The sequence below is a fragment of the Neorhizobium sp. BT27B genome (assembly GCF_050455485.1).
In the GTDB taxonomy this organism is placed as follows: Bacteria; Pseudomonadota; Alphaproteobacteria; order Rhizobiales; family Rhizobiaceae; genus Neorhizobium.
The window spans coordinates 539,617-559,104 of record NZ_JBCIYT010000004.1; the positions used below are offsets into that span (position 1 = coordinate 539,617).

14 protein-coding genes are annotated in these 19,488 nt (G+C 60.9%); 11 read left to right on the plus strand and 3 right to left on the minus strand.

What is annotated here, in order from left to right; all coding sequences use genetic code 11:
• Positions 1-29: 29 nt before the first annotated feature.
• Genes AAIH70_RS14225 through tpiA form a run of 3 tightly spaced genes read left to right on the plus strand, consistent with a single transcriptional unit; the run spans position 30 to position 3,097 of the window.
• A complete protein-coding gene (locus AAIH70_RS14225) occupies positions 30-1,553 on the plus strand; it encodes a sugar ABC transporter ATP-binding protein (protein ID WP_132275847.1) in 1,524 nt (507 codons plus the stop codon).
• Positions 1,554-1,577: 24 nt separating this feature from the next.
• The gene (locus AAIH70_RS14230) at positions 1,578-2,339 is read left to right on the plus strand and encodes an SDR family oxidoreductase (RefSeq protein WP_132274528.1); all 762 of its coding nucleotides are present in this window, start codon (positions 1,578-1,580) and stop codon (positions 2,337-2,339) included.
• Between the two features lie 5 nt (positions 2,340-2,344).
• Positions 2,345-3,097: a triose-phosphate isomerase gene (tpiA, locus tag AAIH70_RS14235; protein WP_132274525.1), complete on the plus strand. Its 753-nt coding sequence runs from the start codon at positions 2,345-2,347 to the stop codon at positions 3,095-3,097.
• 76 nt (positions 3,098-3,173) lie between these two features.
• Here the strand turns inward: tpiA and AAIH70_RS14240 are convergent, their stop codons facing one another.
• Together AAIH70_RS14240 and AAIH70_RS14245 are read right to left on the minus strand one after the other, a co-directional pair.
• Positions 3,174-4,916 (minus strand): sulfite reductase subunit alpha, encoded by a 1,743-nt coding sequence (locus AAIH70_RS14240; RefSeq protein ID WP_132274522.1) that lies wholly within the window; start codon positions 4,914-4,916, stop codon positions 3,174-3,176.
• A gap of 10 nt (positions 4,917-4,926) precedes the next feature.
• Positions 4,927-10,422 carry a glutamate synthase-related protein gene (locus AAIH70_RS14245; RefSeq protein ID WP_430034419.1) on the minus strand — a complete coding sequence of 1,832 codons (5,496 nt, stop codon included), beginning with the start codon at positions 10,420-10,422 and terminating at the stop codon, positions 4,927-4,929.
• 467 nt (positions 10,423-10,889) lie between these two features.
• Between AAIH70_RS14245 and xylF the strand changes: the two genes are divergently transcribed.
• The 3 genes from xylF (at position 10,890) to AAIH70_RS14260 (ending at position 14,690) form a co-directional block, all read left to right on the plus strand.
• Positions 10,890-11,897, plus strand: a complete 1,008-nt coding sequence (gene xylF / locus AAIH70_RS14250) for a D-xylose ABC transporter substrate-binding protein (RefSeq protein ID WP_132274516.1) — start codon at positions 10,890-10,892, stop codon at positions 11,895-11,897.
• Between the two features lie 62 nt (positions 11,898-11,959).
• On the plus strand, positions 11,960-13,495 hold the full coding sequence (locus tag AAIH70_RS14255; RefSeq protein ID WP_132274513.1) for a xylose ABC transporter ATP-binding protein: 1,536 nt from the start codon (positions 11,960-11,962) through the stop codon (positions 13,493-13,495).
• A gap of 31 nt (positions 13,496-13,526) precedes the next feature.
• Positions 13,527-14,690: a sugar ABC transporter permease gene (locus AAIH70_RS14260; protein ID WP_132274510.1), complete on the plus strand. Its 1,164-nt coding sequence runs from the start codon at positions 13,527-13,529 to the stop codon at positions 14,688-14,690.
• A gap of 26 nt (positions 14,691-14,716) precedes the next feature.
• Here the strand turns inward: AAIH70_RS14260 and pcaQ are convergent, their stop codons facing one another.
• Entirely contained in the window at positions 14,717-15,643 is a 927-nt protein-coding gene (gene pcaQ, locus AAIH70_RS14265) for a pca operon transcription factor PcaQ (protein WP_132274507.1), read from the minus strand.
• Positions 15,644-15,732: 89 nt separating this feature from the next.
• Between pcaQ and pcaD the strand changes: the two genes are divergently transcribed.
• Genes pcaD through AAIH70_RS14290 form a run of 5 tightly spaced genes read left to right on the plus strand, consistent with a single transcriptional unit; the run spans position 15,733 to position 19,389 of the window.
• Positions 15,733-16,530: a 3-oxoadipate enol-lactonase gene (pcaD, locus tag AAIH70_RS14270; RefSeq protein ID WP_132274504.1), complete on the plus strand. Its 798-nt coding sequence runs from the start codon at positions 15,733-15,735 to the stop codon at positions 16,528-16,530.
• 3 nt (positions 16,531-16,533) lie between these two features.
• Entirely contained in the window at positions 16,534-16,956 is a 423-nt protein-coding gene (pcaC, locus tag AAIH70_RS14275; RefSeq protein WP_132274501.1) for a 4-carboxymuconolactone decarboxylase, read from the plus strand.
• Positions 16,953-17,693: a protocatechuate 3,4-dioxygenase subunit beta gene (gene pcaH / locus AAIH70_RS14280; protein ID WP_132274498.1), complete on the plus strand. Its 741-nt coding sequence runs from the start codon at positions 16,953-16,955 to the stop codon at positions 17,691-17,693. Before pcaC ends, pcaH begins: the two co-directional genes overlap by 4 nt.
• 1 nt (position 17,694) lies before the next feature.
• Positions 17,695-18,312 carry a protocatechuate 3,4-dioxygenase subunit alpha gene (pcaG, locus tag AAIH70_RS14285; RefSeq protein ID WP_132274495.1) on the plus strand — a complete coding sequence of 206 codons (618 nt, stop codon included), beginning with the start codon at positions 17,695-17,697 and terminating at the stop codon, positions 18,310-18,312.
• 21 nt (positions 18,313-18,333) lie between these two features.
• Positions 18,334-19,389 carry a 3-carboxy-cis,cis-muconate cycloisomerase gene (locus tag AAIH70_RS14290; protein WP_132274492.1) on the plus strand — a complete coding sequence of 352 codons (1,056 nt, stop codon included), beginning with the start codon at positions 18,334-18,336 and terminating at the stop codon, positions 19,387-19,389.
• Positions 19,390-19,488 lie beyond the last annotated feature (99 nt).

Genomic DNA, 19,488 nt, shown 5'->3' on the forward strand with positions numbered 1-19,488 from the left:
CATGCTCGGAAAAGGAGGCCGACATGCCCATGCAGCCGGATCAGACCATCGAAAGCCCCGCAAGCAGCCAGGCAGGCGAGACCATCCTGTCGGTGCGCAATGTTTCGAAAACCTACGGCAAGATCACCGTTCTGAAGAATGTCAGTTTTGACATCAAAAAGGGCGAGGTCGTTGCGCTTCTGGGTGAAAACGGCGCCGGAAAATCGACGCTGTCGTCGATCATCGCTGGCCTCGTGATCCCGAGCGAAGGTGAGATGCGCTGGCAGGGTGAGCCCTATTCCCCGGCAACGCCGTCCGATGCGCTGAATGCCGGTCTCGGTCTCATCCATCAGGAAATGCGCCTGCTTCCCGAACTGTCGATTGCCGAAAACATCTTTGTCGGCCGCCTGCCGACCCGTTCCGGCCGTATCGACAATTTCGAAATGTATCGCCGTGCCGATGAACAGCTGAAACGCCTCGGCCTCAATGTATCGCCGGCCACCAAGGTCAAATATCTGCGCGTCGCCGCCCAGCAGCAGGTGGAAATCGCCAAGGCGCTGACGCTCAACGCCCGTTTCCTCATTCTCGACGAGCCGACCGCGGCACTCGGTGGCGAAGAAACAGACAAGCTGTTCGAGCAGATCGAGCGGCTCAAGAATGAAGGTGTGTCCTTCATCTATATCTCGCACCGTCTGGAAGAGATCGCCCGCATTGCCGACCGCGTCATCGTCATGCGTGACGGCGAACTGGTCGCCAATTTCGACAGCGCCAAGGTGCCTGTTTCCAATCTCGTGGAAGCCATGGTCGGCCGCCAGCTCGATCGCATCTTTCCGCATCTGCCGGCCCCCACCCACAAGCCGCTGATCGAAGTGAAGAACCTCTCTTCAGCCGAAGGCGATTTCCACGATGTCAGCTTCACGGTCTCCGCTGGCGAGGTAATGGGCATTGCCGGCATCGTCGGTGCCGGCCGCACCGAACTGGTGCGCGCCATTGCCGGTGCCGATCCGGTGAAAACCGGCTCCGTCTCCGTCGATGGTAAAGTAATCACGCTGAAAAGCCCGGCAGATGCCATGGCCGCCGGCATTGCGCTGGTGCCGGAGGATCGCAAGCTGCAGGGCCTCGTGCTCGAACACACGATCGGTAACAATATCGCGCTCGGCAATTACCCGCGCATCACCCCGCGCAGCTGGGTCACGCCGACGGAAATCCGCAACTTTGCCACCACTGCCATCAAGCGTTTCGGCATCAAGGGCAGCGCCGACCAGCGCGCCAATGAACTCTCCGGCGGCAACCAGCAGAAAATCGTCATCGCCCGTGCCATTTCGGCCGGCCCCAAAGTTGTCATCCTCGATGAACCGACACGCGGCATCGATGTCGGCGCCCGTTCCGCCATCTACGACGTGATCGCCGAACTCGCTAAACAGGGCATGGCCGTCATCGTCGTCAGCTCCGACCTCGACGAGGTTCTGGGGCTTTCCCATAAGGTTCTGGTGATGGCCCGTGGCCGCAATCAGGGCATCCTTTCCGGCGCGGAAGCCACGCGCCACGCCGTCATGGAGCGGGCAACCGCCTAAAAAATTGAAGTTCAGGAGACCATCATGAAACTCTTTTCTCTCTCCGGCGACGTTGCCTTTGTCACTGGTGCCGGCAGCGGCATCGGTCAGGCGATTGCCATCGGTCTGGCGGAAGCCGGCGCCGATGTGGCGCTGTTCGATCTTTCGGCCAAGGGCCTTGCCGAAACGCTGGATGCCGTGAAGGCGCATGGCCGCAACGGCTTTGTTTTCGAAGGCAGCGTATCGGATGAGAAACATTTGGCCGCAGCCGTTGAAGGTGCCGAAAAGGAGCTAGGTGCTCTCACGGTTGCGGTCAATTCGGCCGGCATCGCCAACGCCATGCCGGCCGAGGATATGCCGCGTGAACGCTGGCAGCAGATGATGGATGTCAACCTCACCGGCGTTTTCCTTTCCTGCCAGGCGCAGGCGCGCGTGATGCTGCCGCGTAAAAAAGGTTCGATCGTCAACATCGCCTCGATGTCCGGCTCGATCGTCAATCGCGGCCTGTCGCAGGCGCATTACAACACGTCTAAGGCCGGTGTGATCCACCTGTCCAAGAGCCTTGCGATGGAATGGGTGGAAAAGGGCCTTCGCGTCAACGCCATCAGCCCGGGTTACACTCTGTCGCCGATGAACAAGCGCCCGGAAGTGGCAGACCAACTGAAAATCTTTGCCAATGAAACGCCGATGGCCCGCATCGCCACCGTCGACGAAATGGTCGGCCCGGCCGTGTTCCTCTCCAGCGCTGCCGCATCCTTCATTACCGGCCACGACCTGCTGGTCGATGGCGGTTTTTCTGCGTGGTAACGGCCATGAGTGAACAGATCCGTCCGCTGATTGCCGGAAACTGGAAGATGAACGGGCTTGCCCATTCGCTCTCCGAAATCGCGCTGATCGCCGAAGGCGTCGATGGTTACAAACATCGCCTCGACACGCTGATCTGCCCACCGACCACGCTTCTGGCCGCGGCCAGCACGCGGTCGGTCGGTACGGCACTTGTCATCGGTGCGCAGGATTGCAGCGGCGAGACCCACGGCGCCTATACCGGTGACGTATCGGCGGCCATGGTTGCCGATAGCGGCGGCCGTGCCGTTATCGTCGGGCACTCGGAGCGTCGTCAGGGCCGCCAAGAAACCGATGCGGATGTGAAACGCAAGGCGGAACGCGCCATGGAAGCCGGTTTGCAGGTCATCATCTGCATCGGTGAAACCGAAGAGGAAATGCTGAAAGGCGCAACGCAGGACGTGCTGCTGCGCCAGTTGCAGCAATCGGTTCCCGCGCAAGGCACAGCCGGCTCGGTGGTCATCGCCTATGAACCGGTCTGGGCCATCGGCACAGGCCGTACGCCGAGCATCGATGCCATCGCCAAGCTGCATTCCTTCATTCGCAGCTCCATCATCGTTTCGCACGGCGATGAAGGCAGCCGTCTGCGCATCCTCTACGGCGGATCGGTCAAGGCCGATAACGCCGCGGAAATCGCCCGTATCGATCATGTCAACGGCGCGCTTGTCGGTGGTGCCAGCCTGAAATCCAGCGATTTTCTGTCGATCGTCAACGCGTTCTGACGAGCCGGCAGGCCTTGCGCCACCCGTCCCGGAGCCTCATGGCGTTGTCGCCATAAGGCCCAAGGCGGGATGGCTATCAATAGACATCCCGCAGATACCGCTTGTCGCGCTTCAGTCCGGCGACGTAATCGGCGGACTTTTCCTGTGTCATGCCGCCATGTTCGGCAATGATCTCGGCGAGTGCCGCATCGACGTCACGGGCCATGCGGCTGGCATCGCCGCAGACATAGAAGGATGCGCCTTCCTCAAGCCAGGAAAACAGCGCCTTGCCGTTTTCCTTCATGCGGGTCTGGACATAGATTTTTGCTTTCTGATCGCGCGAAAAAGCCAGGTCGAGGCGGGTTAGCAGGCCGTCGCGGCTCATCGTGGCAAGCTCGTCCTCGTAGATGAAATCGCTCTCGCGACGCTGGTCACCGAAAAACAGCCAGTTCCTGCCCTTGGCGCCACGGGCACGCCGCTCCTGCAGGAAGGCGCGAAACGGTGCGATGCCGGTGCCGGGGCCGACCATGATCATCGGTGTGTCATTGTCGGTCGGCACGCGAAATGCCTTGTTCTGCGAAACGAAAATGCCGGCAGCAGCGCCTTCGGCAACACGGTCGGCCATATAGGTCGAGCAGACGCCGCCGCGATCACGACCCGCAGCGTGGTAACGGACGCTGGCGACGGTGAGATGGACGTGGCCGGCCGCCTCCTTCGGGCTTGAGGAAATGGAATAGGCGCGGTGCTGCAACGGCTTCAGCAGACCGATGAATTCCGCGGCATTCAGACCGCCCTGGGGAATGAGGGAAACAAGGTCCAGACTGTCCTTGCTCCACAGGAAGGCGTCGAGCGCCTCCTTGTCGCCGTTGCGGATGACATGGCTGAGTTCCTCATGGCCGGCGCGGCGCTCGACCTCGGCGATCAGATCACGCGATGGCGTCGATATTTCGTATCGGCTGGAAAGCAGTTCCATCAGCGATGAACCGCCGATCTCCGTCTCGGCGGAAGCGCCAAGCCCTGCGATCAGACGCGCGACCAGCGCCGGATCGTTGACCGGCATGACACCGAGCGCATCGCCTGCCTCATAGGATAGGCCGCTATCGCCGAGATCGAATTCGAAATGGCGGATTTCCTTGGTCGAGGCAGAGCCGGAGAGGCGGCGGTTGACGGCAAGTGTCGAGGCATAAGGGTTCTTGCGGCTCCAGCCGATTGCCTCGCGCGCCGGGGAGGGGGCTGTCGTCGTCACCACGCCGGCGGCGGGTTTGTCAGCAGCCAGCGGCAGGGTTTCACCAAGCCATGCGGCGGCGGCGTCCTCGAAGTCGATATCGCAATCGAGACGGGTGGTGATACGCGTCGCGCCCAGTTGTTCGAGGCGCGTATCGATCAGCTTGCCGGCCTGGCAGAAACCGTCATAACCGGTGTCACCCAGGGCGAGCACGGCAAATTTCAGGCTTTCGAGGCGTGGAGCGCTATCGGCGGACAATGCTTCCCAGAACAGCTGGGCATTGTCGGGCATTTCGCCTTCGCCATAGGTGGATGTGACGATCACGATATGGCGCATGGCCGCAAGTTGCGCCATGTCGATATCGTCGAGGCCATGCACGTCCGGTGCCATGCCGAGCGTCTTTGCGGCCGTTGCGGCATCCATCGCCACCTGCTCGGCATTGCCGGTCTGGGTGCCGTAAAGAATGTGGATCGGCTGTGCAGCATTGGCCGCAGGGGCGCTCGCGACACTTTCTCCGGCAATGAGACGCGAGTTCATGCCGGCCATGAAACCGGCAAGCCAGGCGCGCTGGTCGCTGTTGAACGGGGCGTCCGCGGGGATGTGAGGGGTCATCATTCTTCGGGTCTCACGATCTGGCCGTTGCGAGGCTGGCGACGGATTTGGCGGCAAAAAGTTCTTCGAAGCTCGGGATGCGGCCGATCCGGCCGCGATTGCTGGCGGTCTGCTGGATGATCCAGCCGTAGGTGCCGGGGCAGTCGATCGACAGCGTGTTGCGGCCGGCAAGTGCCTGGCGATAATCGGAGAGCCGCTTTTCCGAGACGAGAACGGCAAGCCCTTCATCGTCGTAATCGGCAATCGCCTCGCGGGCATAACGGGACAGCTTTTGCATCAGCGCAAAATCCTCGGTGAGGATCAGGTTGCGCACCGCCTTCTCGACTGCCGGTTCTGACGGCCCAAGCGCATTCGGTACACGCGCCATGGCCAGAGACTGCGCCATGGAAAGAACCGTATAGTTGTTCAGCAGCGTGAACATCTCGTTGGTATCCGTTTCGCCATGACCGGGCGCCTTGCCGTTCAGGATCGGCTTGCGATCGCGATAGGCAAGCTTGAACTTGCGCACCTGATGGCCGGCGAGTGCCACCGACAATTCCTCGATCAGGTCCTTGCGGCTTTTCGCCTTCAGGATGGAAGCGCTGTCCTGATAGAGCAGCAGCGCGCGCGGCAGGCCATAGACGAAATTCGACCGCTCGCTTTCAAAGTTGTCGAGCAGCCAGCGGGCCTTTTCCGATCCGGTCGCTTCCACATGCCATTCCAGCATCATGCGGATCGCGTCGGCATGGAAGGCAGCATGCGGATCATTGCCATCGGCGATCGAGCCGATCAGCACCGAGTCATGGCTAATCTTCTTCGGCAGGTCGCCATAAGGGTCATACTGGTAGAAAAAGCCGCCGCTCATGCCGTTGCCGACACCCTTGCCGAAAGAGCCGAGATTGAGAACGGCGCCATTGGTCATGTATTCGCAGCAAAAATCGCCCACACCCTCGACGACAGCCGTCGAGCCGGAATTGCGCACGGCAAACCGGTCGCCGGCCTGGCCCTCGACGAACAGGCGACCGCCTGTGGCGCCGAACAGCGCGAAATTGCCGATCAGCACGTTGCCGCCCGCCTCTGCCGAGCCACCACCGGGGGAGCGGACGCAAATCGTGCCGCCATTGGCGCTTTTCGCCACGCCGTCATTGCAGGTGCCGGTATGGGTCAGCATCATGCCGTCATTGCAGAAGGCACCGTAGGACTGGCCGGCCGAACCGGATGTGGCAATCTTCACCGAGCCGGCGTCGAGGAAACGGCGGCCGCGCTTGTCCTGCCGTACGGCCGGCAGATGGCGGGCCTCATCCTCGCTCAGTTCGTGGTTGAGCATGCGCTCGATATCGACGGCGAGCTGACCGCCGACGCTCTTGTTGCGGTTGTTCAGGTGGTAGTTGCCGCCAAGCTCGACCACAGGCAGTCCGCCGTCGATCAGTGCCGAGCGCACCATGTCGATAAAGGCGTCATCGACCGCGTAATCTTTCTCCATGTAAACCGGATCGGAGATCTTCACCTCCTCGACCACCTGCAACATGGCGCGGAGGTCAAGCTGCCCGACGCTGGAGGGATGGTCGAGAAGGTGAAGAAGATCGCTGCGTCCGCGTGCTTCGCTTAAGGACCTGAAGCCGAGGGATGCCAGAACCTCGCGGGTTTCGTGGGCAATGTTGAGCAGGTACTGCGCCAGTGCCCGCGGATCACCGTCAAAAACCTCCGCATTGGTGGTGAGACCGGCCGGGCACTTGATGTTGCAGTTCTTGGCCATGACGCATTTCAACATCATCAGCGCCGTCGTGCCGAATTCAAAGCTGTCGCCGCCGAGCAAAGCAGACTTGACCACATCGCTTGCCGTCTGGTGCGCGCCGGAGCATCGCAGCTGCACCTTCTGGCGCAGGCCATTGGCGCAAAGCGCCTGATGCACCTCGGCAATGCCGATCTCGGCGGCCCGGCCGGTATATTTGAGACTGGTGACGGCGGCAGCACCGGTGCCGCCGGTATTGCCGGCCACGTTGATGACATCCGCACCCGCCTTGGCAACGCCGACCGCGATCGTGCCGATGCCTTCCGAGGAGACGAGCTTGACGATGACGCGCACGCGCGCTGCCTTGCAGTCGTGGATGAGTTGCGCAAGATCCTCGATCGAATAGGTATCGTGATGCGGGGGAGGCGAGACGAGCTCGACACCCGGCGTGCCACCACGGGCGGCGGCGATTTCAACCGTCACCTTGGCTGCCGGCAACTGTCCGCCTTCGCCGGGCTTGGCGCCCTGGCCGATCTTGATTTCCAGTTCTTCCAGCATCGGATCGGCGAGATAACCGGCCCAGATACCGAAACGACCCGACGCGAACTGCTTGATGCGCGAGGCGCGGATAGTGCCGTAACGGGAGATATGTTCGCCACCTTCACCCGAGTTCGACATGCCGCCGACCATGTTGGTGCCGTGGGCAACCGCTTCATGGGCATTGGAGACGAGCGCGCCGTGGCTCATGGCACCAGAGGCAAGCAGCGGGGTGATCTCGTTTGCCGGTTGCACGTCTTCGAGGGCGATGCCTGCCGGTGCCTTGTCGAGAAGTTTCAGATAGGCGAGCGCCTGACCGCCGGCGTGAACGGCAAGCGCCCCCGCTTCCAGCCAATGGCCGAGAATATCGCTGCCGAAATGGGCGACGAGCGACTGTCCCAGCGCATCGAGCCGGGCAAGATCACCGCCTTGCGGTCCTGTCAGGGTGAGGCGGAACATGTCGTCGGGAAAGGCTTCACAGGTCAGGCCACGCACGAGAAAGCTGTTATTGCCCTTGCACGAAAAACGCTTCATTTCCTTGCGGAAATCGTCCGGTGAATTGGCAAAGGTGACGTCGGCCGGAAAGGCCAGCACGTCGCGAAGGGCGGCCGGTCTGCGGGCACGTTCTTCCGTCATCATGCGCGCAAAGGCGCGGTAGCCCGGCGTGATCGCGAACCGGTTGATGGCATCCGGCGACAGGCGGTCATAACTGTTGTTCGTATAAGCCGCGTCATCGATGCCGAACGCGTCGCCCAAACGATTGAGCGTGAGAAGCCGCAGGAACGGATCTTCCTCGCCATCCGGCTCCGCAAAGGTTAGCTTTTCCTCGGTCATGTCGACGAAACCGCGCACGGCGGTGGTGCCGAAGGAGTGGCCGGCGCCCTCGGCGCGTTCCTTGAACAGCCCAAGCAGCGGAATGTCGTCCTCACCCTTCACGGTCAGCGCCTTGGCGTGCCAGTCGGCAACGGCCTGCGCGATGACCTTGAAGTTGACGCCGCCGACCGGTGTCTTGACGTTGGGGAAATAGCGCTTCAGTACCGGATCGCTGGTGTCGAGAAAATTAGGCTCGAAAAATTCGCCGCTCACATAGCTTTCGGCGGTGCACAAGCCCACCTTGCCCATGGTCTTCATCAGCGACTTTTCCGCCGCCTTGGCAAAACGCTTGAACGCCTTGTCGGCATCCGCGCCAAACTTTTCCTCGGCGCGGAACTGCACGCCGAGCGGATATACGGCGGAAGCGCCGAAGCCGAGGGCTGCCGCGACATGGTGAGACGACGAGATCTGGCCGCTTTCCACCACCAGCGAAACACGCAGGCGCGCGCCTTCCTCGATAAGCTTCTGGTTAATGGCGGACACGACGAGGATCATCGGCAGAGCGGCGCGGTCACGCGCCACATGCCGGTCGGTGATCACGGCAATGCCGCCTTCTGCGCGCGCGAAGATCGCGATGGCATTGCAAAGCGCGCCGATACCAGCTTCAAGAGCCTTTGCATTGGCCTCGGCATCTCCAAGGTCGGGTGTGTAGAGCATATCAAAACGGCGAAGCGGCGTTTCCGTCTGTTCGCGCAGCTTCAGCATGTCGAGATGGGTGAGGATCGGCGACGGGACGACGATCTGCCGTGCGGCTTTCGCACCGATATTTGGCTTGGCGCCCAGCGCGATGCGCAGCGTCATGCCGTCCGCCTCGCGAATGCTGTCCAGAGGCGGGTTGGTGACCTGCGCAAAACGCTGCGAGAAATATTTTGCCACACCGCCTTCCTGATCGGACAGCGCGTTGATGGCATTGCCATAACCCATGGCGGAGATCTTTTCCGCGCCCGTCGCCAGCATCGGGTCCATCAGGAACTTGAAGCTTTCCTGATTGTGGGAATAGGCGACATAACGCTGATGACGTTCCAGATCGCCATTGTAACGCTGCGGCGATCCTTGTGTGTCCGCCGGGATTTCGGGCAGGTCGGCAAGGCGTACGCGCGCGTCGACCAGGAGATCGCGATAGGGCTTGCGGGCCGCCAGCATTTCCAGCGCCTCGACCGTGCCATAGGCCCGCTTTTCGATATGGTCATAGACCAGCATGCCGCCGGCTTCGATACGGCCGCGGCTGAGTACGGTTTCCGGCGGGAAGGCGATCTGGCCGGCTTCCGACATAACGCAGAGATAGTCCGCCGTCTCGACGGTTCGCAGCGGGCGCAGGCCAAGACGGTCTAGGCGCGCGCCGATGACGTCGCCATTGCCGAAAATCAGCGCCGCCGGGCCGTCGTTCTTTTCCTCGTAAAGCGAAAAATATTCGAGCATGGCGACCACCTCGGCCGACAGCGTATCGTCATTTTCCCATGCCGGCGGCATCATCGAGACGACGGCAGTCACGAGGTCCAGCCCATCTTCCAGCACGCGCGACTGCAGCGTCTGGTCGAGACGGCAGCTGTCGGACTGGCCTTTCGGGCGGATGATCGAGGCATTCTTGGCGGCGGCGATGGCCGTTTCCGAGAGGCGGTTCTTGCGGTCGGTGTTGAGTTCGCCGTTATGCGCCATCTGCCGGAAAGGCTGAGCCATCGATGGATGCGGATCGGTATTGGTTGAAAACCGCGTGTGAAAATACATGGTGTGGATCGTGTGGTCCGGGTCCACCAGATCACGGAAATAGGGGATGACCTCGTCGGAGTTGAGGCGACCCTTCAGCACCTGCGTGCGGGCGCTGAGCGAGATCGGATAAAGCCCGGCGAGTTCCGGCCGCGTATAGGCATCGGCCTCGATGGCAAGCAGCGCCTTGTGGATGCGGAAGTCGAATTCCGCCAGCGAGGCGGTTTCGCTGTGACAGCCGAAAACCCACTGCCGGATCGTCAACTGGTGACGGGCGGCGGCCGGCCGGATGGCGTCATTGTCGACAGGCACGTCGCGCTTCAGAAAAATTTCAAAACCCTGCTCTGCCAACGCTGCTTCGATGACCTGCTCGGCTTCATCATGGAATGCGGGATCAGCCGGCAGGAAAAAATTGCCGACACCGAAACGGCGCGGTTGCAGATCGGGGCGTCCGGTCAGCTTGCGAAAAAAGCCCAAAGATAGGTCCGCAGAAATACCGGCACCATCGCCGACACCCTCGGCGGACATGCCGCCGCGATGCGGGACGGCGCACAGCGCCTCATGCGCCTTTACCAGCACGTCATGGGTCTGGATGCCGTCTTTTCGCGTTATAAACCCGACGCCACAGCTGCTTTTCTCATCGGCAGGATCGTAAAGGCCGAAGGATGTGTTGGTCGATTCCATATGCCTGCTCCCGTCAGAAATAAGTCAGCTGTATTGACCTAAATAACAGGATTTAAAGAGTCAAGTTTAAATGATTGTGCGGTGCAGCACGTGCATGAACCGCAGCGATCGTATCGATCAGCGCATCAAGCTGCACATGCTTGCGTTGAAACGGCGCGACCTTTTGATCTGCCCCGATCAATCTGCCCTTGTTTTGCGAATTTGGAACGCGCCTCGGCTGCGACAAACACTCGCACGTGAGGTACGTAAATCAAAAACTCTTTGCAACCATCGAGAGTCGTCGTATCAATTGTCTGAGGAGAGTGATCGACCGTCTTTGCGCGGTTGGTCGCTGATGTGGCGCAAGCCGCATTTGGAGGCAACGGCTGCGGAGCGGGCAAGGCTCGTTCTGCGGTTCAGCATGCCCGCCGGGCATGAGCGTTGGGAGAGCGCGCCAATCACGGCCGCGACTATGAGGAGGGTAGGATATGAAGAAGTTTCTGTTCACATGCGCGGCCATCAGCCTTGTGGTCGGCGCATTCGCCGGTACAGCCAGCGGGTCGCCCGACAAGCCGGTCATCGGCTTTTCGATTGACGACCTGCGCGTCGAGCGCTGGGTCCGCGACCGCGATTACTTTATCGCTGCGGCCGAGCAGCTGGGCGCCAAGGTCAGCGTTCAGTCGGCCGATGGCAATGAAGAAAAGCAGGTCAAGCAGGTCGAGAACCTGATCGCCCAGGGTGTCGATGCCATCGTCATCGTCCCGATGAACTCGAAGGTTTTCGATGCGGTCGTGGCCGATGCCAAGGCATCCGGCATCAAGGTCCTGTCCTATGACCGGCTGATCCTCAATGCCGATGTCGATGCCTATATCTCGTTCGACAACGAGCGCGTCGGCTTCATGCAGGCGGAAAACGTGCTGAAGGTGAAGCCGGAGGGCAATTATTACCTGCTCGGCGGTTCGCCGACCGACAATAACGCAAAATATCTGCGTGCCGGCCAGGAAAAGGCGCTGAAGGCAGCGGTCGATGCCGGCAAGGTCAAGATCGTCGGCTCGCAATGGGTCAAGGAATGGAGCCCGACCGAAGCGCTTTCCATCATGGAAAATGCTCTGACGGCTGCCGACAACAAGATCGATGCGGTCGTGGCCTCCAATGACGGCACCGCCGGTGGCGCCATCCAGGCACTCGCCGCACAGGGCCTTGCCGGCAAGACTGCGGTTTCCGGTCAGGATTCCGACCTTGCCGCCGTCAAACGCCTGCTCGATGGCACGCAGACCGTCACCGTCTACAAGCCGCTGAAATTGATCGCATCCGAGGCTGCCAAGCTGACGGTCCAGCTGGTCAAGGGCGAAAAGCCTGCCTTCACCTCGAAGATCAACAACGGCACCAAGGATGTCGATACGCTTCTGCTGACGCCGACCGCCGTCACCAAGGACAACATCGATATCTACGTCAAGGACGGCTTCTACACCAAGGAACAGATCGGCCTGAAATAATCCGGCCGATTGGCCCCGGAGCCTGAACGGTTCCGGGGCCTTGTTTTCATGTGCGAGGTGTCATGAGCGAATCTTTTCTTCTCGAGATGAAGAACATCTCCAAGAGCTTTTCCGGCGTGAAGGCTCTGGATGGCATTCATCTGCAGGTCCGCCCCGGAGAATGCGTCGGTCTCTGCGGCGAAAACGGTGCGGGCAAATCCACGCTGATGAAGGTGCTGTCGGCGGTTTATCCCCATGGCACATGGGATGGTGAAATTTTCTGGGAAGGGCGGGAGCTGAAAGCGACCTCCATCCGGGAAACCGAAAGGGCCGGTATTGCCATCATCCATCAGGAGCTGATGATGGTGCCGCATCTCTCGGTGGCGGAAAACATCTTTCTCGGCAACGAGATCAGCAATCACGGTTTTCTCGATTACGACGCGATGAATGCGCGGGCACAGGAGCTGCTCGCCAAGCTCAACGTGCACGACATCAATCCGGCCCTGCCGGTCCTCAACTATTCCGGCGGCAAGCAGCAGCTGATCGAAATCGCCAAGGCCCTCAACAAGAACGCCAAACTCCTGATCCTCGATGAGCCGACCTCGGCGCTGACCTCGTCGGAAATCCGCACGCTGCTCGATCTCATCAAGCGCTTCAAGGCCGACGGCATGGCTTGCGTCTACATCTCCCACAAGCTGGAGGAGGTGGCTGAAATCGCCGACACCGTCACCGTCATCCGCGACGGCACGCATATCGGCACGCAGCCTATGGCGGAACTCACCACCGCCAGCATCGTGACGATGATGGTCGGCCGCGAGATGAAAAATCTCTATCCGAAGGAAGACCACGCCATCGGCGAGGTGATCCTCGAGGCGCGCAACATCACCTGCTGGGATGTCACCAATCCCGAGCGCAAGGTGGTCGACAATGTTTCGCTCACAATCCGCAAGGGCGAAATCCTCGGTATTGCCGGTCTCGTGGGGGCGGGTCGCACCGAACTGGTCTCGACCCTTTTTGGCGCCTATCCGACCGCGCATCAGGGCACCATTCATCTCGACGGCCAGGAAGTGTCGATCAAAACGCCACGCGACGCCGTCAGAGCCGGCATCTGCATGGTGCCGGAGGACCGCAAGAAGAGCGGTATCCTGCCGATCATCGGTGTCGGCCACAACATGACGATTTCGGTGCTCAGCCGTTTCGCGCGTTTCGGCCTGATCGACGAACACGAGGAACTGGCGCAGATCCAGGCCGAAATTATCCGCCTCAAGATCAAGACGGCCGATCCGATGCTGCCGATTGCCTCGCTTTCGGGCGGCAACCAGCAGAAGGCGGTGTTGTCGAAAATGATGCTGCCGGAACCACGTGTTCTGATCCTCGACGAACCGACACGCGGCGTCGATGTCGGCGCCAAATACGAGATCTACAAACTGATCTTCGCGCTCGCCAAGACCGGCGTGGCGGTGTTGATGGTGTCCTCCGAACTGCCGGAGGTTCTGGGCATTTCCGACCGTGTCCTCGTCATCGGCGAGGGGCAGCTGCGTGGCGATTTCGTAAACGACAATCTCACCCAGGAACAGGTGCTGGCGGCCGCGATCGGCCATGCCGCACAGGTCGCCTGATCCTTATGTCATTGCTGGTGAAGGTTTTGATATGACTGGCATACTCTTCAGAAAATTCCTGTCCGAAAACAAGATCGTCGCGCTTCTGATCGTGGTGGCGCTGATCTGGGCGCTGTTCGGATATCTCACCTACAATACCGATACCGGTGTCTCCGGCTTCCTGACGGCGCGCAACTTTTCCAACCTTCTCCGCCAGATGGCGATTACCGGCATGCTGGCGGCAGCCATGGTGTTTGTCATCGTCGCCGGCGAAATCGACTTGTCGGTCGGTTCTCTGCTCGGGCTTCTCGGCGGCATCGCGGCCATCCTCGATGCGGTTTACGGCTGGCCGCTGGCCGGAACGATCGCCTTCGTGCTTCTGGCGGGCGCTGCCCTTGGCCTGATGAACGGCTGGTTGACCTCCTATCTCGGTATCCCCTCTTTCATTGTCACGCTTGGCGGGCAGCTCGCCTTTCGTGGCGCCGTGCTGGGCCTGACCGGCGGCATCACCATCGCGCCGGTCTCTCCGGGCCTGAAGTATATCGGCCAGGGTTATCTGCCGGGTTGGCTCGGCAATGGCTGCGCCATCCTGCTGTTCGCCGTGCTGCTGTTCATGGCGATCAGAACCCGGCGCAAGCGCCTGTTGCACAATCTGAAAGTGCCGACACCGGTCATGGAGGCCGCAAAACTGCTCGGCACCGGGCTTCTTATTCTTGGTTTCGTGCTGGTGCTGAATTCCTATCAGGGCATTCCGGTGCCGGTTCTGCTGCTTCTTTTCGTGCTGGCCGTCTTCACGGTTATCGCCAAGGGCACGGTGTTCGGCCGTTATATCTATGCCGCCGGCTCTAATTCCGAGGCGACGCGGCTCTCCGGTGTCAACGTCAATCTGGTCAAAATGTCGGTGTTCGGCCTGATGGGCCTGATGGCCGCACTCGCGGGCCTCACCACCACGGCGCGCCTTGCCGCCGGCACACCTTCGGCCGGTTTCGGCGGTGAACTGGATGCGATCGCCTCCTGCTTCATCGGCGGCACGTCCATGCGTGGCGGTGTCGGTTCGGTCATCGGTGCGCTGGTCGGGGCACTGATCATGGCAAGCCTCGACAACGGCATGTCGATGCTGGGCGTCGATACGTTCTGGCAGCAGATCATCAAGGGCATCATCCTCGTCATCGCCGTTTATCTCGACATCATTTCGTCGGGCGTGAAACGGCTCTGATCCGATGCGGTTGCCGGCGTGAACACTTACTCGCCGGCAAGCACGTCCTCCGCCGCCTGCCGGATCGTCTGCATCAGGATCGTCAGCGGCAGGGATGGCGTCGCATCGGCGCGAATGGTCAGCCCCACCGGCCCGCGCGTTTCCGACGTATCGATCGGCAGCGCCGCCAGAAACCCGTCGGCCAGATCGGTGGCGATCACGCCCCGCGAAATGATCCAGATCGCATCGCTCTGGCGCACGAAGGCGCGGCCAAACGCATCCGAGACCGTTTCAACCTGGGTCGGCAGGTTGGCGACGCCATTGGCGATCAGGAACTGTTCGACATAGGGCCGGATGATCGATCCCCGCGTCGGCATCAGCACCGGGTAATCGGCAAATCCCTCGAATATGGAGATGCCCCGCCCCAGCAGCGGATGACCGGCACGCACGGCAAACACCACCTGTTCCGAATAAAGGTGCTCGAACGAAAAGCCCGCCATCTTTTCCGGCGCCGCCAGCCGCCCCACCACCAGATCGAGATCGCCAACCCGCAGCTGTTCCAGCAGGACAGCATTGTCGCCGGTGACGATTTTTATCCGACTGCCAGTGTTTTCCTTCAAAAACATCGACATGGCGCGCGGCATGATGCGCGTCGAAACGGTCGGCAGCGCACCGACCCGTACGGGAGGAGCTGCATCGAACAGCTCCTGCGAAACGCTGTCTATGCCTTGCCTGAGCGCCGTCAGCGCCGCACCGGCATGGCGCAGGAAAACGTCGCCGTAGCGCGTCAGCCGAATGCCGCGCCCGTCGCGCTCCACGACGGCAACGCCGAGCGCTTCCTCCAGCTCGCGAATGGTTTTTGTCACGGCCGGTTGGCTCACGCTCAGAATATCCGCCGCTTTCGCCACGCTCTTCTGGCGCGCCACCTCCACAAACGTCTGCAAATGCCGGAATTTGACGCGATTGGCTTTCAATTCATAATCCCCCGGTTAATGAAATGCGCCCAAAAATCATTTTACCTAACCATTTGATCGCTGCAATCTGTCTCCGGAGGAGATTTCAGATGCAGTTCGTTTCGATCAACGACATCGTCATCCGTTATGACGTAGCGGGCGCGGGTGACCGCAAGCCGGTAATCGTGTTCATAAATTCGCTTGGCACGGATGCGCGCATCTGGGATCTCGTCCTGCCGAAACTGATCGACGACTATACCGTAATCACCTACGACAAGCGCGGCCATGGCCTCTCCGATCTTGGCCAGCCACCGTATCGGATCGAGGACCACGCTGCCGATCTCGCCGGGCTGATCGATCATCTCGGTTATGCCAATGTCATCCTCTGCGGCCTCTCCGTTGGCGGACTGATCGCGCAGTCACTTTATGTGTCTCGGCCGGATCTGGTGCGCGCACTCATCCTTGCCGATACCGCTCACAAGATCGGCACGGCCGACATGTGGGCAGAGCGCATCGCCAAGGTCCAGGCGGAAGGGCTTGGTCCAATGGTCGATGGCATCATGCAGCGCTGGTTCACCGCCGCCTATCGTGTGCCGGAAAACGCGGCCTATCGGGGATATTGTAACATGCTGCTGCGCCAGCCGGTCGCCGGTTACGCTGGCACCTGCGCCGCCATCCGCGACGCGGATTTCACCGAGGCCGCCAGAAACATCGCCGTGCCCACCCTCTGCATCGTTGGCGCGGAAGACGGCTCCACGCCGCCGGACCTCGTGCGCTCGCTTGCCGATCTCGTTCCCGGCAGCCGCTATCACGTCATCGAAAACGCCGCCCACATCCCTTGCGTCGAAGCGCCGGCAGCCTTTGCTGCCGTGCTTCGTGATTTTCTCGCGCAATTGCCCGGAGAGTGAACCATGACTGAGGCCCCAAATCCCTCCGAGCGTTATCGCAAGGGCATGGCGACGCGCCGCGCGGTTCTGGGCAATGCCCATGTCGACCGGGCGGTGGCCAATGAAACGCCGTTCGACAAGCCGTTTCAGGAGTTGATCACGGAAACCGCCTGGGGCAATGTCTGGTCGAGGGAGACCTGGTCGAAACGCGACCGCTCGATCGTCACGATCGCGCTGCTTGCGGCACTCGGCCAGGATGAGGAGGTGGCCATGCATGTGCGCGCCACGGCAAATACCGGCGCGAGCCGGGAGGATGTCTGCGAGGCGCTTTTGCATGTGGCGATCTATGCCGGTGTGCCGGCCGCCAACCATGCGTTCAAGATCGTCAAGGCGGCCTATGCCGAGATCGATGCCGCCGGCGTGAGCGCCGGGGAGGAGGCACAGTGAAGAACGAGAGACCCGAAACCGGCGGCTTTTTTGCCCGTGACCGCTCCATCCATCCGCCGGCCTATACGCCGGGTTACAAGACATCCGTGCTGCGTTCTCCGCAAAAGGCGTTGATCTCGCTGGATGGCACCCGTTCCGAAATCACTGGCCCGGTTTTCGGCCACAATATTTTGGGCGAATTCGATAACGACCTGATCGTCAATTATGCCCGTCCCGGCGAAATGGCGATCGGTCAGCGCATTCTCGTGCATGGGCGTGTGCTGGATGAACGCGGGCGTGGTGTCGATGGTGCTCTGGTGGAATTCTGGCAGGCCAATGCCGGTGGGCGTTATCGCCACAAGAAGGAAACCTATCTCGCCGCCCTTGATCCGAATTTCGGCGGTTTCGGCCGCACGATTACCGACGAGAACGGGTATTACTGGTTCAAGACCATCCAGCCCGGCGCCTATCCGTGGCCGAACGGCGTCAACGACTGGCGCCCCGCGCATATCCATTTTTCCGTTTTCGGTCATGGTTTTGCGCAGCGCCTGATCACCCAGATGTATTTTGAAGGCGACCCGATGATCCGGATCTGCCCGATCGTCAAAACCATTCCCGACGAAGAGGCCATCAAGCGCCTGATCGCGCCACTCGATATGAATGCGACGATCCCGATGGACATGCGTGCCTACAAGTTCGACATCGTGTTGCGCGGTCGCCGCTCGACCTTTTTCGAGAACCGCAAGGAGGGCAACTGATATGGCCCAACCACTCGGGTACCTGAAGGAATCCGCCTCGCAGACCGCCGGCCCTTACGTCCATATCGGCTGCACGCCGAATTTTACCGGCATCGAAGGCGTTTATGAAACCGATCTCGGTTCCGGCCCGCTGGTTACGGAAAAGACGCGTGGCGACCGCATCACCATTGTCGGCCGCGTTCTCGATGGCACCGGCACGCCGCTCAAGGATGCGCTGATCGAAATCTGGCAGGCCGATAGCGACGGGTTCTACAACAGCCCGTCGGAAACGCGCGGAAAGGCCGACCCGAACTTTCTCGGATGGGGCCGCTGCCCGGCCGACATGACCTCCGGCGAATTTGTCTTCGAAACGATCAAGCCCGGCCGCGTGCCCTTCAACGACGGTCGTCTGATGGCGCCGCATGTGACGCTTTGGATCGTCGCGCGTGGCATCAATATCGGCCTCCACACCCGCATGTATTTTTCCGATGAGGAAAAGGCCAATACTGAGGACCCGATCCTGATGCGGTTGGAACATTGCAGCCGGGTCAAAACCTTGATCGGCAGCCGCGAAGGTGACACGGTGTCCTTCGACATTCATCTTCAGGGCGAAGACGAGACCGTGTTCTTCGATATCTGAGCAGTTAAGGCATCGGTTTTCATGAGCGTATCCGCCTTCGACCACCCGTTTCTCTCCGGCCTTGTGGGCGATAAGGAAACGGCAGCCTTTTTCACCGCCAATGCCGATATCAAGGCGATGCTGGATTTCGAGATGGCGCTGGCCTCCAGCGAAGCCGCGGAAGGCTCCATTCCCGTCCGCGCGGCGGAACGCATCGCCGAGGTCTGCGCCCACTTTTCACCCGATATGGAAAAGTTGCGTCTTGCCACAGCACGTGACGGCGTGGTCGTCCCGGAACTGATCCGGCAGCTGCGTGAGGCCTGTGGGCCGGAGGTCGGCCGCCATGTCCACAAGGGCGCCACCAGCCAGGATGTGGTCGATACCAGCCTGATGTTGCGCCTGCGCGGTGTGGCCGCTCTGCTGGAAGACCGCATGGAAAAGCTGGATGCCGCTTTTGCCGATCTCGACAAGAGTTTTGGCCATCACGTGATGATGGGCCACACCCGCATGCAGGCGGCGATCGAGATCAAGGTTTCGGATCGCATCCGAGCATGGTGCGAACCGCTTGCCCGTCACCGTGCTCGTCTGGAAGCCTTTGCCGAAGTCGCGCTCGTGCTGCAGTTCGGCGGTGCCGCCGGCACGCTGGATGGTCTGGGTGAGGAAGGCGTTGTCGTGCGTGAAGCCTTGGCCGAGGACCTCGGGCTTGGCAACCACGCGCAATGGCAGAGCCAGCGCGACCGGTTGGGTGAACTGGCAAGCCTCCTGTCTTTGATAACCGGAAGCCTCGGAAAATTCGGGCAGGATATCGCCCTTCTGGCCGAAGCGGGCAGTGACATCGTGCTGGCCGGCGGCGGTGTTTCTTCGGCGATGGCGCACAAGCAGAACCCGGTGGCCGCCGAAGTTCTGGTGTCGCTCGCCCGCTTTAACGCCACCCAGCTTTCCGGCATGCATCAGGCGCTTGTGCATGAACAGGAGCGCTCGGGCGCCGCCTGGACGCTGGAGTGGCTGACCCTGCCGCAGATGGCGGTTTCGACCGGTGCGTCTCTTCGGCTGGCACTCGAACTGGCCGGCAATATCCGCTCGCTCGGCCGGAATTAGACCCGGTCGGCGATTGCCTTGAATCATAACCTTTTGCATATGGGTCATCTCGGCCAATTCATTTTACTTGGCAGCGCCATATGACAAACTGCAATTCGA

Coding starts and splice junctions, on each gene's coding strand:
- AAIH70_RS14225 (WP_132275847.1), top strand. CDS start 30: ATGCAGCCGGATCAGACCATCGAAAGCCCCGCAAGCAGCCAGGCAGGC.
- pcaC (WP_132274501.1), top strand. CDS start 16,534: ATGACTGAGGCCCCAAATCCCTCCGAGCGTTATCGCAAGGGCATGGCG.
- tpiA (WP_132274525.1), top strand. CDS start 2,345: ATGAGTGAACAGATCCGTCCGCTGATTGCCGGAAACTGGAAGATGAAC.
- xylF (WP_132274516.1), top strand. CDS start 10,890: ATGAAGAAGTTTCTGTTCACATGCGCGGCCATCAGCCTTGTGGTCGGC.
- AAIH70_RS14230 (WP_132274528.1), top strand. CDS start 1,578: ATGAAACTCTTTTCTCTCTCCGGCGACGTTGCCTTTGTCACTGGTGCC.
- AAIH70_RS14260 (WP_132274510.1), top strand. CDS start 13,527: ATGACTGGCATACTCTTCAGAAAATTCCTGTCCGAAAACAAGATCGTC.
- AAIH70_RS14255 (WP_132274513.1), top strand. CDS start 11,960: ATGAGCGAATCTTTTCTTCTCGAGATGAAGAACATCTCCAAGAGCTTT.
- AAIH70_RS14240 (WP_132274522.1), bottom strand. CDS start 4,916: ATGATGACCCCTCACATCCCCGCGGACGCCCCGTTCAACAGCGACCAG.
- AAIH70_RS14245 (WP_430034419.1), bottom strand. CDS start 10,422: ATGGAATCGACCAACACATCCTTCGGCCTTTACGATCCTGCCGATGAG.
- pcaG (WP_132274495.1), top strand. CDS start 17,695: ATGGCCCAACCACTCGGGTACCTGAAGGAATCCGCCTCGCAGACCGCC.
- AAIH70_RS14290 (WP_132274492.1), top strand. CDS start 18,334: ATGAGCGTATCCGCCTTCGACCACCCGTTTCTCTCCGGCCTTGTGGGC.
- pcaD (WP_132274504.1), top strand. CDS start 15,733: ATGCAGTTCGTTTCGATCAACGACATCGTCATCCGTTATGACGTAGCG.